This window comes from Ferrimonas sediminum (assembly GCF_900100175.1).
Taxonomy (GTDB): domain Bacteria; phylum Pseudomonadota; class Gammaproteobacteria; order Enterobacterales; family Shewanellaceae; genus Ferrimonas; species Ferrimonas sediminum.
Window position 1 is genome coordinate 33,451 of sequence record NZ_FNEM01000020.1, and the last position, 14,458, is coordinate 47,908.

Consider the following 14,458-nt stretch of genomic DNA (forward strand, 5'->3'; position numbering starts at 1 on the left):
ACCGGACTCAATTCAGGGCTGGCACCAGATACAGGCTGTTGGCCACCAACCGCTCCGAGCCCAGCCAGAAATTTCGAAACAGCGGGTTGTCCGCCAGCAGTACCACCGCCCCTTTGTCCTTACGGGCCACCACTGCGCTGGCCTGGCCCCCCACGGAGGACTGGTACTCCGGTGCCATAAAGCCGGACAGCAACGGTCGATCGGCGTAACGGGCCACCTGGTAGGCCTGGCCGCCCGCCAGCTGCAGCACCATCTCCCGATCCTTCATCATCGGCAAGGTCTCAGTTAACCCAAAGCCAAGGGGATGGCTGGTATCCAGGCGCCAATCGACAATGGCCCCGCCAATGGTCCGCCTGGCATCCTCCTGATGACGCTCGGCAAACTGAATCGGATGGTCCTCGAACTCATTCTCCAGCTGCCGCCGTCCCATGATGCTGACGTCCACCAGATTCCAGTCGGCCACCTCCCGAGCACCACCCTGCCAGGCCACCAACACGCCGCCCTGGCGCACAAAACGTTGAATCCGGGCCTCAATGGCCGGGGTCATCTGTCGATAGCGGCCATCCACCAGAAACAGGTGGGTAAACTCCTCCATGGGCACCCGCTCGGCGTACTCGGCATCGATCAGGGTGGCAGCCACCCCCACTTGCTGGTCCAGATAGCTCCACAACTGCCCTACTTCATACTGGCTGACGTTACGCCCCACCAGAATCAGCGGCCTGGCCACGGAGGCAGGCCGGAATTTGCGACTGCCCAGATCCGGCCCGGTCAGTGCCTGGCCCCGGGCCACCGCCTGAGGCGACAGGCCATAGGAGTGGATCAGGGTGGTCAGTGCCGCCTCAATGCCAGGCTGGTTACCGGCCATCAGCAGGGTGCCGGGCTGCACCTCAATCTCACCGTCGCGCCCCTGCAGACGGCCCGCCACTTCGGCAAAACGCACCTTAATCTGCCGGGACAGCAGATAAGCCAGTGCCGCCGGTGCCCGGCGCTGATTCCAATCCAGGATCCAGGCCAGTGCCGGCTCGATGGCCCCGGCCGCCGGTTGAGGCGGCTGACTGACCACCTTGGGACGCCGCTTCAGGGTGATCACATCCAGATTGAACGCCAGATCGACCCCAAAGGCAGACACGTCGTAGAAGGTGTTGTCGGCAAACTGGGTGCGTCGGTCAAACAGCGCCGCCACCAGGGCGTATCGGGACTGGGCGAACGGAATGTAGACACTGCCCCGAGGGTAGCTAACACCCCTGCTGGTCACCGAGTTGGCCAGATACTGGAACTCGACCCGGTGGGCCGACAGGATCACGGTCAGCGCCTGCAGTCGGCCCCGATCGCCACCGCTGCTCACCAGCAACCCGGCGCCACTGCGATCCTGCCCCTGCTCGAAGGAGCGGACAAAGAAATCCCGTTGATACTGCTGCAGCGCCTTCCCCTGCTCGAAACTGCCCAGGACGGTGGAGAATGAGGTGGCCAGCTGGTTACGGATGGCGTCCCGAAAGCTGCGCTGGCCGTACTCGGTGTCCCGCAGATGACCCCGTACCGATGCCTGCTCAAACAGAATGCCGACGCCGCCATTGATGTCCGGATAGGTCGAGCCTTTGCCGTAATAGAAGTCGTCGAAAGACTCACGGGAGAAGTAGGGTTGGCCCAGTGCGTCCAGCGCCTCGGCGTGATAACGCCCCAGCGCCGAGGTCAACGACTGGTTCTGGGCCGGTGTCAGCGGGTGAGTGCGGCTGGGCACTCCGGGTTGGAAGAAGTAGCTGCTGTTGTGGCCCATCTCGTGATAGTCACCCACCACATGGGGCTGCCAGCGCTGAAACACCGCCACCCGGCCACGACTCTCCGGGTGACGCAGATACAACCAATCCCGGTTCAGATCCGCCAGGAAGTGGTTGACCCGGCCACTGGGCCAAGCCTGGAAATGCTCCCGGTGCCAATTGCTGCCATTGAGCTGGCTGCCGGTAAATCCATTGACCCAGTTGGCAAAGCGGTCGTTACCGTCCGGATTCTGGCTGGGAGTAATCAGAATCACCATCTCCTGCAGCCAACGCTGCACCCGGGGCGATTGCGACGCCGCCAGGTAATAGGCAAACAGCGTCCCGGCATGCAGACCACTGGCCTCATCACCGTGAATGCTGTAGGCCAGCCACACCACAGTGGGGCCGCCGACCCGATCTCCTTCGCTGACCCGGGCCCGGTCGGCCAGGATCTGCGGCAGCCGTTGCTGATTGGCTTCAGAGGTGATGACCGCCGCAATCTGCTGGCGGCCCTGGTGGCTGACACCGGCGGACTCCAAACTGACACGGGGCGATTGACGGGCCAGTGTCTGAAAATAGGTCAGCACCTGATCGTATCGTAGATGGCGTTCACCGATGGGATGGCCAAACTGCTGAGTCGGCGTCGGCAGGGTTGGCAGATAGGTCTCCTGCTGTGGCAACAGTGGATCGACCGACGCCAGGGCCATTGCGGATATCAGACTGAAAGCTAAAAGAAAAACGCGCATCTTCCGTGAACTTATTGTTGTTATTTAGTAAAAACATGCTATCAGTCACACTGAACGCAATCCAGCCAAAGCGTGACCCGGATCGCCATAAGGGGCTATAATCCGCTCCCCCGTCGGGTTATGATGCAGATAACCGACTTTATTAGTCAGGCATTAACCGCAGTAGAGAGCAGTTATGATCACCATTACCGAAGCCGCCCAGAGCCACTTCAAGAAGTTGCTCGAGCAGCAGCCGGAAGGCACCAATATTCGAGTTTTCGTCATCAACCCCGGCACCCCCCAGGCGGAATGCGGCGTATCTTACTGCCCATCCGATGCGGTGGAAGAGGATGACACCACTCTGCCATTTAATGGCTTCGACGCCCTGGTTGACGCCAAAAGCATTCCGTTTCTGGAAGAGGCGCTGATCGACTACGTCACCGATCAACTGGGCTCCCAGCTGACTCTGAAGGCCCCCAACGCCAAGATGCGTAAGGTCGCTGACGACGCCCCGCTGAAGGAGCGCCTGGATTACGTGATCCAGTCGCAGGTAAACCCGCAGCTGGCCAGCCACGGGGGTTACATCACCCTGGTGGAGCTGACGGACGACGGCGTTGCCGTAATTCAGTTTGGCGGCGGCTGTAACGGCTGTTCCATGGTGGATGTCACTCTGAAAGACGGCATCGAAAAGCAGCTGTTGGAAGCTTTTGCCAACGAACTGACTGCCGTTAAGGACGTAACCGAACATCAGCACGGCGAGCACTCTTTCTATTAAGAGCCCGCGTTGATCTCCACGCCCGGCACAGCCGGGCGTGGTCGTTTCTGAAGGCCTAGCTGCCGCGCACCGGCCTCAGTGCCTCGGGCTTGAGATAGCGGTGGTAGTGCCAGGCCAGGGTGATGCCCCGCAGCGCCATAAAGCCGTTCAGTGCCAGCCATAAACCGTGATTGCCCCAGTCCCGGGTCAACCACCACAACAGGAAAAACCCCAGCGCCGACACCAGCATGGCGTTGCGCATCTGGGCGCCCTGAGCCGCACCGATGTAAACCCCATCAAACAGAAAACAGCTAAACGCCATCATTGGCAGCACCACGACCCAGGGCAGATAGGTCTGCGCGTGTGCCTGCACCGGCGGCAGATCCGTCAGCAATCGAATCAGTCCGTCGCCCCCAACCGCAAAGGCGGCGGCAAAGCCCAATGCCGTTAGGCCCGACCAGAACCAGCCCAGGGTCACCGCATCCACAAACCGGCGCCGGTCGACCCGGCCCCAGGCCCGGCCCACCTCCACTTCGGCACTGTAGGCAAAGCCGTCCAGCGCGTACGCCATCACCAACATGAAGTTCATCAGCACCGCGTTGCCAGCCACCACCACGTCACCCAGGCGCGCGCCCATGATGGTGACAAAACTCAGGCACAGCTGCAGGCACAGGGTGCGCAGGAAGATGTCCCGGTTCAGGCGCACCAAGCGGCTGAGGCCATTCAATGACCAAGGCAGACGTTCGACCCGATTGGCCACCAGCACCCGCCACACCAGATACGCCGCCAGCGCCATGGTGCCGTATTCGGCGCACAGGCTGGCCCAGGCGGCCCCTGGAACGCCCCAGCCAAAGCCCATCACAAACAGCAGATCCAGACCGATGTTGAGGCTGTTGCCCAGAATCAACTGCCACATCGCCACCTTGGGCTGCCCCCGCCCCAGCAGAAACCCCAGCAACACCAGATTGATCAGGGCCGCCGGAGCGCCCCAGATTCGAATCTGAAAATACTGGCTGGCATACAGCTGCACCTGGTCGCTGCCACCCGCCAGGGGCAGACCCCAATGGAGAATCGGCCACTGCAGTACCAGCAGTGCCGATGCCAGCCCCAGCGCCAGTATCAACCCCTGCCCCAACACCCGTAGCTGGGCCTGAATGTCATCGGCTCCATGACCCTGAGCCACCAGTGCCGTGGTGCCCATGCGTAAAAATCCCAGCATCCACATCAGAAAGGTTATAATCATGGACCCGACGGCCACACCTCCAAGGTAATAGGCCTCATCGAGGTGACCGATCACCGCCGTATCCACCAGCCCCAGCAGCGGGATAGTGATGTTGGATAAGATCATCGGCCAGGCCAGCGCAAAGGTGCGCTTGTGGGCCTGGCGCTGAGTCAGCACGGCGGGAATCGTCATCGAAACTTGGAACCTTAATATGAATCGTAATGTAGTAAGACTGGCTATTGTGGCAGGTCTTTTCTGTGCATGGCCAAGTCTGGCCAGCGTAATACTGCAGTATCACCATGTTAGCGAAGATACCCCTGCCAGCACCAGCGTCACTCCGACGCAGTTTGCTGAACAGATGGCGTACCTGGCAGACAACGACTTTAACGTGGTGCCCCTGAATGACGTCATCGATGCCGTGCGCCAGCGGCGGGTTCTGCCACCCAAAACCGTGGCCATCACCTTCGATGACGGCTATCAGAATGTGGCCGACAACGCCCACCCCATTCTGCGCCGGCACCGGTTTCCCTACACCCTGTTTGTCAGTGTCGCGCCCATCGAGCAGAATTATGGCGAGATGCTGGACTGGAACGCACTGCGGGCGCTGTCCCGGGACGGGGCGACCATCGCCAATCACAGCTACGCCCACGATCACCTGATTCGTCGCCTTGACGGTGAAACACAAGCCGTCTGGCTGGATCGCATCGAAGCCGACATTCGTCAGACCGAAGCCGCCATCGAAAGGGAGATCGGCTACAGCGTCCGCCAACTGGCCTACCCCTATGGTGAATTCAATCAGGCCCTGAGAGCCCGTCTGGCTAGCATGGACTACGTCGGTATCGGCCAGCACTCCGGTGCCGCCGGCCCTTACAGCAGCCTGACCGCCATTCCCCGCTATCCGGTGGCCGGCCCCTATGCCGACATGTCGGCCCTGAAAGTGAAACTGCACAGCCTCAATATGCCGGTAACCGGGTTGGAGGGTGAGGAATCCCAGTTGGTGGATCGGGATCGGCCGACTCTGACCGTCACCCTGGACGGTGACGACGTCCGCACTGATGCGTTGATGTGTTACATCCAGGGGCAGGGGGGTAAGGCACCCACCTGGCTCAACGACCACAGCTTCAGTATTCAGGCCGACCTGCCGTTACCGGCGGGCCGCTCCCGTTACAACTGCACCGCCCCCAGCAAAACCAGCGGCGGCTACTACTGGTTCTCCCAGCCCTGGGTCCAGGCCCGGGCCGACGGCAGCTGGCCTGAAGAGTAATCCGGTTACAGCGGCCCCCGGTCGGGGGCTGCTACCTCAGTGTTGCAGGCGCGGTTCATCGTCCTCGACCAGCGCCAACTGCGGCCGGGCCAGGTTGAACACCTTCACCACCGACGGGTCGATTTTTTTCTTGCCATCGTCAAAGTCAAAACTGCATCAAGAGCGATGCTCGAGTACAAGCTTTAACTGCGAAAACGGGCGATCGCCGGCAGGTCCGCCTTTAGATGCGCCATCGACACCAACCGCAACGCCCCGACGCCTCCCTGTGGCCGGAAGATCGCCTCCAGTTGCCCCTGTGGATTGATCAATACGATGTCGGCACTGTGGTCCACCGAATAGCCATCGGCGCCGTCACTGTCGACCATGGCGTACATCAATCCCAGGCTGCGGCTTAGGGCAAACAACTGACTGTGCTCACCGGTCACGGCCCGAAAAGCCGGGTTGAAATAGCCCACGTACTGATGCAGGCGGTCACTGCTGTCCCGCTGCGGGTCCACCGACATCAACACCACCTGCAGGTTCAGCTGCTGCGCCAGTGGCGGATAGGCCGACGCCAGCCGCGCCATGGTGCTGGGGCAGACGTCCGGGCAGGAGGTGAACCCCATAAACAACAGGGTCCAGTGACCACGCAGGCTGTCATTGCCATAGGGCTGGCCCAGATCATCGGTCAGTTCAAAGGCCACCAGTTCCCGCGGCTCTGGCAGCCACAAGGCCGACACCCTGGGCGGTTGCTGACCGCTCCAGGCCAGAAACAATCCGGCCAGCAAGGCCACTGCGGCTACGCCGCCATACAGCCAGCGCATCACAGCCCCACCGGCAAGTAGTGATCCACCAGCAGTAGCACAAACAGGGCCAGCAACTGCCAGATGGAAAACAGGAACAACTTAATAGCCGAATCCGGCTTGGGGCTGTACTTCAGTTGCCAGGCTTTCACCAGGAACCACAGGCTCAGTACGGTAGAACCCAGCAGGTAGATGCCCCCACTCATCCCCACCAACACCGGCAACATGCAGGCGATCACCAGCAAGAAGCTGTACAACAAAATGGAGGTTTTGGTGTATTCGATGCCATGGGTTACCGGCAACATCGGAATGTCGGCCTTGGCGTACTCATCCCGGCGGTGCACCGCCAGGGCCCAGAAATGGGGTGGCGTCCAGGTAAAGATGATGATCACCAGCAGCAAACCGTGGCCATGGAAATCACCGGTGACACTGGTCCAGCCCAACAGCGGCGGCATCGCCCCCGCCAGGCCGCCGATAACGATATTCTGCGGCGTCGCCCGCTTCAGAAAACCGGTGTAAACCAAGGCATAGCCCACCAGACTCGCCAGGGTCAGCCAGGCGGTGAGGGGATTCACGAACCCATACAGAATGACAAACCCCAGGCTGCCGATAGCGGCGGCAAACACACCACCCTGAAGCGGGGAGACCCGACCGGTGGCCACCGGTCGATTGTGGGTCCGGGCCATGATGGTGTCGATGCGCCGATCCAGCAGGTGATTCACCGCCGCCGCGGCCCCGGCCATCAGGCCGATCCCGGTCAATCCCAGCACCAGAGTTGGCAGCGCTACCCAACCGGGGGAAGCCAGGGCCATCCCCACCAGGGCAGTCACCAGCATCAGCAGCACCACCTTGGGTTTGGTCATCTCCAGGTAGTCTCGCCAGATCAGTCCCGGGCTTCGCTTACTCCATCCTATGGCTTTCAACATGGCACTCTCTCCCTCTGGGTCGCCGACAGCCGGCTTCGGACTCGATAATTGGTGCACACCAGGGTCATCACCAGCAACGCGGCGCCGCCGTTGTGCGCCACCGCCACCGCCAGTGGCAACTGCCACACCACGTTGGCCAGGCCCAGTCCGACCTGGATCAGGGTCAACACCGCTATTGCGGTGCCCCAACGGCTCAGCTCCGGTCGGCGCACCAGTCGCAGTGCCAGCCACAGCAACAACGCCGCCGTCACCAACGCCCACAAGCGGTGGCTGACGTGAATGGTCATTCGGGCTCCGTAATCCAGGGTGCCGAACTCATAGCTACTGGCCGCAGGCTGTATCAGGCGAAACGCGTTCACCGGATCCCACTGCTGCCACCAGTTGCCTTCGCACACCGGCAAGGTGGTACACACAACCGCCGCGTAGTTGGCCGACGTCCAGCCACCCAGCGCAACCTGCAGCACCAGCGCCAATAGGGCCACCGCCGCCAACGGCGCCAGGCCGGTGGCCTGGGAATCCGGTTCCCCGGGTTGGCGTCGCATCCACAACAACCCCAGCAATGACAACAGCGTCAGCCCACCCAGCAGGTGACCCATCACCACCACCGGCATCAGATTCAGGGTCACGGTCCACATCCCCAACGCCCCCTGGAACAGCACCAGCGCCAGCAGCATCACTCCGTGGCCACGCTGGGGCGTGCGCCAACTCAGCAGGGCAATGGCCACGATCATCAGTCCCAGTAAGCTGGCGATGTAACGATGGCCCATCTCGGCCCAGGCCTTAGCCATCTCCAGCGGCCGATCCGGGAAGCGGCTCAGGGCCAGTGCTTCGTTGGCCTTGGCCTCGACCGGCGTTAAAAACCCATAGCAGCCTGGCCAGTCGGGGCAACCGAGGCCGGCGTCGGTCAGGCGGGTAAAGGCACCGACCACTATCACCACAAAGGCCAGCGCCGCGGTGGCCAGGATCAATCGATTCATCGGCTCCCCTCAGCCCACCCGGGACAGTTTCAGCAACTTGCGCATGTCTGCCAGCAGGTGTTTGCCCTGCAGGATCTGCGCACCCTGACCCTGCACCGCGCCATACCCCATCACCCACTGGCCCAGAGGGTCGACGATCACCAGGGTCTGCTCAGTCAACGCCGACTTCACCGCGTCATTGGCCCGGGCCAGCAGGAAGCCTTTCTCCATCAGCACCTGGGCCAGCTCCGGCCGCTGCTGATGATAAAAGACCACCGCATTGACCCGATCCCGTTCGCGGCCAAGGGCCTGCAGCACTTTCTGCATCGCGGTCAGGCGGTCTTCGCAACCAGCATCGCATTGGGAGGGCAGCAGATACAGCATCTGCCATTGCTGTTCGACCGGGTTCGGCTGGGCCAGCGAGCGGTAGTGCAGCCCCGACAGCAGTTGGCCTTTGTTGGTGGCACCGCCTTGATACCAGCCCAGCTGCAGCACCAGCAGGGCGGTTAAGAACGGCGCCAGAAACACCACCAGCAACAGCATTAACGGTTTGCGGTTACGGGAGTTCATGATTGCTCCTCTCATAATCGGGGCGCGGCGACACCGGCCACCGGTTACAGACAATTCAGGACTCTCCTCCCATTACCGCTAGGGGGAGACAACAGTGATACAGATCACACTATCTGGCTTGTTGCAGCGACGCAAGAGGCCGCTGCCGGCGCCAGAGCAGATAAACGATTACCAACCACGCCGTTGCCAGACCAAACCACTGCACCGCGTAGCCTTTGTGCTTATCCGGGCTCATGGATATCGGCCGCCAGTGGCGAATAAACCCAATCTCGGCCGGCTGATCGACAAACAGCAGATAGGGAAGCAGCGGCTGCCGCAACATCTGCTCAATTTCTTCGAAATTCACCGCCTGAATGCGGATCTTAGCCCCAGGTTCCCCGTGAGCCTGAGTGGACAGTGGATTGTGTCCCGGCCGGTACAAGCGCCCCGACACCGGCAACGTCGCCGGCAATTCTGGCAGGGCCGGCAGTTGATTCCTGCTTAGACCGGCGGCCACAAAGCCCAAGTCCAGCAACAACAGCGGCGCCTCCGCCCCAACCACCACCGGCTGCAGCCACTGGTAGCCCACCTGACCATTGAGGGTCCGGTTATCCAGCAGCAGCGGCGGCAGCGCCTGTGGCTGCACGGACACTGTCAGGCCAAAACCCGCCACATCGGCGGTGGCCTGCACCTGGCTCCAGCTCAACGTTCGCTGCGCCCGTTGCTGCAGTTGTTGCTGCAGCTGCTGCTTGGTGTCGGCCCGTTGCAGCTGCCACCAGCCCAGCTTGACCAGTGCACAAAATACCGCCAGAGTAATCAAAGGGAACCACCAATACTTCATACAAATCCCGACTAAGGAAGGTCCATGCAAATTGTGTTGAAACTGCTGCTTGTGGCGTTGCTGCTGTTCATTGTATTTAACCTGGGCCGGGCCCTGGTGCTGATGCTCAAAGACGACAACAGCAACCACAACATGAGTCAGTATCTGGGCCGGCGCGTGGCCCTGTCCGCCTTTGTGGTGGTGCTGCTGATACTGGCGTTGATGGGGGGCTGGCTGCAGCCAAACCCCCGCCCCTATTAAAGGATGTAGACGAACACAAACAGCAACAGCCACACCACGTCGACAAAATGCCAATACCAGGAACTGGCCTGGAAAGCGAAATGCTTCTGCGGCGTGAAGTGTCCCTTCACCACCCGCACAAACATGGTGATCAACATGATGGTTCCCAGGGTCACGTGCAGGCCGTGAAACCCGGTCAACAGGAAGAAGGTGTTGCCATACACCCCGGAACTCAGGGTCAGATTCATCTCCTGATAGGCGTGAAGGTACTCTTCGCCCTGCAGCACCAAAAAGCCCAGGCCCAGCAACACCGTGGCGCCCAGCCACCCAATCAGCGGCCGACGCCGATCCTGCTCCAGAGCCACATGGGCGAAATGCAGGGTCACCGACGAGGTCAGCAAGATCAAGGTGTTGTACAGCGGTAGCCCCTGCCAACCCATGGCCTGGGTGGTGTCGCCACCCGGGGTGGTGACCAGGGGCCACATCGCTTCAAAGGCGGGCCACAACACCTCGTGGGTCATGGCGTTGTTACCGGCGCCCCCTAACCAGGGCACCGCCACCATGCGGGCATAAAACAGGGCGCCGAAGAAGGCGCCGAAAAACATCACCTCGGAGAAGATAAACCAGGACATCCCCTGGCGAAACGAGCGATCCATCTGCCTGGAGTACAAGCCGGCCATGGACTCATTGATCACCGTGCCAAACCAGCCGATCACCATCACCACAATCACGGCAATGCCGGACAGCAAGACATAACCAAAGATGCCGGTATCGCCACTCTTGAGGCCACCCACGTAGTTGCCGGCGCCCAGGGCAATAAGAAACAGGCCGATGGCGCCGACAATGGGCCAGTAGCTCTGTTCCGGGACGTAGTACTTTTCATGTTTCATCGAATTGCTCTCCTTAGCCACGCTCGTTGGCCTGGTCGGTCACGTTGTAGAGCGTGTATGACAGGGTCAGGGTCTGAATCTCCTCCGGCAGGGCCGGATCCAGATAGAACAGCAACGGCATCTGGGTTTCTGCCCCCGCCTCCAGGGGCTGGTGGTTAAAGCAGAAGCACTCAATTTTGGAAAAATAGAGCGCCCCCTGCCCCGGCGTGACCGACGGTATCGCCTGACCAATAATGTCGCGTTGGGAAAGATTGCGCGCCAGAAAGGCCACCTGGCGGGTCTCCCCGGGGTGTACCTGGATGCGGTTAACCTCCGGCTCAAACTGCCAGGGCATGTCGCTGTGCACCGAAGTGATGAACTCCACGGTAACCAGGCGCTGACTGTCCACCTGATCACTGCTGGCGGCGGCGGTCTGGCGAGTTTTGCCATTGATGCCGGTGATGTCGCAGAAGACGTCATACAGCGGCACTAGGGCAAAGCCGAAACCAAACATCGCCACCGTCACCAGCAGCAACCGGGTCACCAGCCGTCGATTGGCATTAGGGACCGTCATCTCACGCCACCTTAGGGGGCGTATCGAAGGTATGCAGCGGTGCCGGCGACGCCACCGTCCACTCCAGCCCCTCAGCGCCGTCCCAGGGCTTGGCCGGCGCCTGCTGGCCGCCGCGAATGCACTTGATCACCAGGGCAAGGAAGATCAACTGCGACAAGCCAAAGGCAAAACCGCCGATGGACACAATCTGGTTGATGTCGGCGAACTGCAGGGCGTAATCCGGAATCCGTCTCGGCATGCCCGCCAAACCCAGGAAGTGCATGGGGAAGAACAGCACGTTCACCGACACCACCGAGCACCAGAAGTGCCACTTGGCCAGGCGCTCGCTGTACATGTGGCCGGTCCATTTCGGCAACCAGTAGTAGGCCGCCGCCATGATGGAGAACACCGCCCCCGTTACCAGTACGTAATGGAAATGGGCCACCACAAAGTAGGTGTCGTGGTATTGGAAGTCCACCGGCGTAATCGCCAGCATCAAGCCGGACAGGCCACCGATGGTAAACAGCACAATGAACGCCAGCGCAAACATCATCGGCGCCTCAAAGCTGATGGCTCCCCGCCACATGGTTGCCACCCAGTTGAACACCTTGACCCCGGTCGGCACGGAAATCAGCATGGTGCAGTACATGAAGAACAACTCCGCCGCCACCGGCATGCCGGTGGTGAACATATGGTGGGCCCAGACAATGAAGGACAACAGGGCTATGGAGGCGGTGGCGTACACCATGGAGGCGTAACCGAAGAGCTTCTTACGGGAAAATGCGGGCACAATGGCGGAGATGATGCCGAACGCCGGCAAAATCATGATGTACACCTCAGGGTGACCAAAGAACCAGAAGATGTGCTGGAACATCACCGGGTCACCACCGCCGGCGGCATCGAAGAACGCGGTGCCGAAGTACTTATCGGTCAACACCATGGTCACCGCACCCGCCAATACCGGCATCACCGCGATCAGCAGGAAAGCGGTAATCAGCCAGGTCCAGACAAACAGCGGCATCTTCATGTAGGTCATGCCCGGAGCCCGCAGATTGACGATGGTCACAATGACATTGATGGCCCCCATGATGGAGCTGATGCCCATGATGTGCACCGAGAATACAAACAGCGCGGTGGAATCACCGCTGAAAGTGGTCGACAACGGCGCGTAGAAAGTCCAGCCAAATGCCGGGCCGCCCCCCTCCATAAACAGACTGCCGATCAGCAGGGCAAAGGCAAACGGCAGAATCCAGAAGCTCCAGTTGTTCAGCCGTGGCAGCGCCATGTCCGGGGCCCCGATCATCATCGGAATCATCCAGTTGGCCAGTCCGGTAAACGCCGGCATCACCGCGCCGAACACCATCACCAGTCCATGGACCGTGGTCATCTGATTAAAAAAGTTGGGTTCCACCAGCTGCAGGCCAGGCTGAAACAGCTCCGCCCGAATCACCATCGCCATCGCCCCCCCCACCAGAAACATGGTGAAGCTGAACCACAGATACAGGGTACCGATCTCTTTATGGTTGGTGGTCAGCAACCAGCGCTTCAGTCCCCGGCGGGGGGCATGATGGTGCTCCTGGTCATGGGTATCGATGTGGCCGACATCGGCCTGATTCTCTCTCGTTGCTAAAGTCATTGGCCTGCCCTCACTGTCCCTTGGAGGCGGCTACATCCGCCGTCTGTACCACATCGCCGGTGTCATTACCCCAGGCGTTTCGTTCGTAGGTGACCACCGCCGCCAGCTCCTTATTAGTCAACTGGGCCGCAAATGCCTGCATGGCGGTACCGGCCTTGCCGTGAACCACAATGTCGATGTGCGCCGCCACCTCGCCAAGGGCGATGGGGCTGTCTTTCAATGCCGGGAACACCCCCTGCAGGCCAGCGCCGTTAGGCATATGGCAGGCCGCGCACCGAGACAGGTACACCTGCTCTCCCAGGGTCATGCTCTCCTCCAGGGTCAGCGTCTGAGACAGGGCTTCGGTCTCCGCCTTTGCCGCTGCCGCTGCCGCCCCCTGCTGCTCTGCCAGCCACAGATCAAACTCCGCTTCCGGCAGCACCTCCACCACCACCGGCATAAAGCCGTGATCCTTACCGCACAGTTCGGCACACTGGCCCCGGTAGGTGCCAGGCTTGTCCACCCGGGTCCAGGCTTCGTTGATGAACCCCGGGTTGGCGTCTTTTTTCACCGCGAAGGCCGGCACCCACCACGAGTGGATGACGTCGTCGGAGGTCATCAGGAATCGCACTTTGCGGTTGGCGGGAATCACCAGCGGCTTGTCCACTTCCAACAGGTAGTTTTCACCTTTGGCTTCGGCATCGCTGATTTGGCTCTGAGGCGTGGACAACAGGCTGAAAAACTCCACCCCCTGGTCGAAATACTTGTAATGCCACTTCCATTGGGAGCCGGTGATCTGAATGGTGAGATCGGACTGACTGGGATCTTCCATCGCCACCAGGGTTTTGGTGGCGGGCACCGCCATGACGATCAAAATAATGAACGGAATCACCGTCCACAAAATCTCAATCTTGGTGCTTTCATGGAAATTGGCGGGCACCGCGCCTTTGGATTTGCGATGGGCAATCAGGGAGTACAACATCACCCCGAACACCACAGCCGCAATGGCACAGCAGATATAGAAAATGGTCATGTGCAGGCCATATACCCGCTCACTGATGGCGGTCACGCCCGGGGTCAGATTGTAATCTGACTCGGCGACCGCCCACACTGGCATCAAGGCGATGATGGCCAGTAAAGCAATCCTTCTCACATCAACTACTCCTCTGTGTATTGCATATCGCAATATCCAGAGAAGAGCAGCACAGTAAAGCTCAGCCCTATGAAGCTCCCCTCCCCTCAATCGGTTTGGGCACACCGCCGACGCTTATCCGCGCGGCCGTTACTCCTGCCTCACACAGTTCTTCGACTGTGTCTTTTCTAACCTAATGACATATCCCGATTTGATCAAGATCAAGAATAGCACTCAATCCACGTATGCAAGGGCTAAAAAGAGGAAATGTCTTTATTTTGTTAATTGGCGAGAGAA

Annotated in this window: 13 protein-coding genes and 1 pseudogene; 3 read left to right on the top strand and 11 right to left on the bottom strand. The window is 60.4% G+C overall.

Annotation, left to right across the window (positions count from 1 at the left end; all coding sequences use genetic code 11):
- Nucleotides 1-7 precede the first annotated feature (7 nt).
- Nucleotides 8-2,461: a M14 family zinc carboxypeptidase gene (locus tag BLT77_RS17405; RefSeq protein ID WP_176819369.1), complete on the bottom strand. Its 2,454-nt coding sequence runs from the start codon at nt 2,459-2,461 to the stop codon at nt 8-10.
- A 214-nt stretch (nt 2,462-2,675) separates the two neighbouring features.
- Here BLT77_RS17405 and nfuA point away from each other — a divergent pair, with 214 nt between their 5' ends.
- Nucleotides 2,676-3,254, top strand: coding sequence for a Fe-S biogenesis protein NfuA (gene nfuA, locus BLT77_RS17410; RefSeq protein WP_090367783.1), 579 nt, complete (start codon nt 2,676-2,678; stop codon nt 3,252-3,254).
- A 55-nt stretch (nt 3,255-3,309) separates the two neighbouring features.
- On the opposite strand, the gene dinF is transcribed toward nfuA, so the two are convergent.
- Entirely contained in the window at nt 3,310-4,647 is a 1,338-nt protein-coding gene (gene dinF / locus BLT77_RS17415; RefSeq protein ID WP_090367785.1) for an MATE family efflux transporter DinF, read from the bottom strand.
- 19 nt (nt 4,648-4,666) lie between these two features.
- Between dinF and BLT77_RS17420 the strand changes: the two genes are divergently transcribed.
- A complete protein-coding gene (locus tag BLT77_RS17420; protein ID WP_090367786.1) occupies nt 4,667-5,719 on the top strand; it encodes a polysaccharide deacetylase family protein in 1,053 nt (350 codons plus the stop codon).
- Between the two features lie 182 nt (nt 5,720-5,901).
- Here the strand turns inward: BLT77_RS17420 and BLT77_RS17425 are convergent, their stop codons facing one another.
- The 5 genes from BLT77_RS17425 to BLT77_RS17445 form a co-directional block, all read right to left on the bottom strand.
- Complete coding sequence (locus BLT77_RS17425; protein ID WP_090367788.1) at nt 5,902-6,522, bottom strand: SCO family protein; 621 nt, start codon at nt 6,520-6,522, stop codon at nt 5,902-5,904.
- Nucleotides 6,522-7,427: a heme o synthase gene (cyoE, locus tag BLT77_RS17430; protein WP_090367790.1), complete on the bottom strand. Its 906-nt coding sequence runs from the start codon at nt 7,425-7,427 to the stop codon at nt 6,522-6,524. The genes BLT77_RS17425 and cyoE overlap by 1 nt, the downstream gene beginning before the upstream one ends.
- Nucleotides 7,421-8,404 (bottom strand): COX15/CtaA family protein, encoded by a 984-nt coding sequence (locus tag BLT77_RS17435; protein WP_090367791.1) that lies wholly within the window; start codon nt 8,402-8,404, stop codon nt 7,421-7,423. Before BLT77_RS17435 ends, cyoE begins: the two co-directional genes overlap by 7 nt.
- 9 nt (nt 8,405-8,413) lie before the next feature.
- Nucleotides 8,414-8,953: a hypothetical protein gene (locus BLT77_RS17440; protein ID WP_090367793.1), complete on the bottom strand. Its 540-nt coding sequence runs from the start codon at nt 8,951-8,953 to the stop codon at nt 8,414-8,416.
- Between the two features lie 109 nt (nt 8,954-9,062).
- Nucleotides 9,063-9,773 carry an SURF1 family protein gene (locus tag BLT77_RS17445; protein ID WP_090367795.1) on the bottom strand — a complete coding sequence of 237 codons (711 nt, stop codon included), beginning with the start codon at nt 9,771-9,773 and terminating at the stop codon, nt 9,063-9,065.
- Between the two features lie 24 nt (nt 9,774-9,797).
- On the opposite strand from BLT77_RS17445, the gene BLT77_RS17450 reads away from it, so the two are divergent.
- Nucleotides 9,798-10,013, top strand: coding sequence for a DUF2909 domain-containing protein (locus tag BLT77_RS17450; RefSeq protein WP_090367797.1), 216 nt, complete (start codon nt 9,798-9,800; stop codon nt 10,011-10,013).
- On the opposite strand, the gene BLT77_RS17455 is transcribed toward BLT77_RS17450, so the two are convergent.
- From BLT77_RS17455 to coxB, 4 genes and pseudogenes are all read right to left on the bottom strand, one after another.
- Nucleotides 10,010-10,882: a cytochrome c oxidase subunit 3 gene (locus BLT77_RS17455; RefSeq protein WP_090367799.1), complete on the bottom strand. Its 873-nt coding sequence runs from the start codon at nt 10,880-10,882 to the stop codon at nt 10,010-10,012. The genes BLT77_RS17450 and BLT77_RS17455 overlap by 4 nt on opposite strands.
- Before the next feature lie 13 nt (nt 10,883-10,895).
- Entirely contained in the window at nt 10,896-11,435 is a 540-nt protein-coding gene (locus BLT77_RS17460) for a cytochrome c oxidase assembly protein (RefSeq protein ID WP_090367801.1), read from the bottom strand.
- 1 nt (nt 11,436) lies between these two features.
- Nucleotides 11,437-13,050, bottom strand: coding sequence for a cytochrome c oxidase subunit I (gene ctaD, locus BLT77_RS17465; protein ID WP_090367803.1), 1,614 nt, complete (start codon nt 13,048-13,050; stop codon nt 11,437-11,439).
- A 31-nt stretch (nt 13,051-13,081) separates the two neighbouring features.
- A pseudogene (gene coxB / locus BLT77_RS17470) lies at nt 13,082-14,146 on the bottom strand (cytochrome c oxidase subunit II); the annotation flags it as partial.
- Nucleotides 14,147-14,458 lie beyond the last annotated feature (312 nt).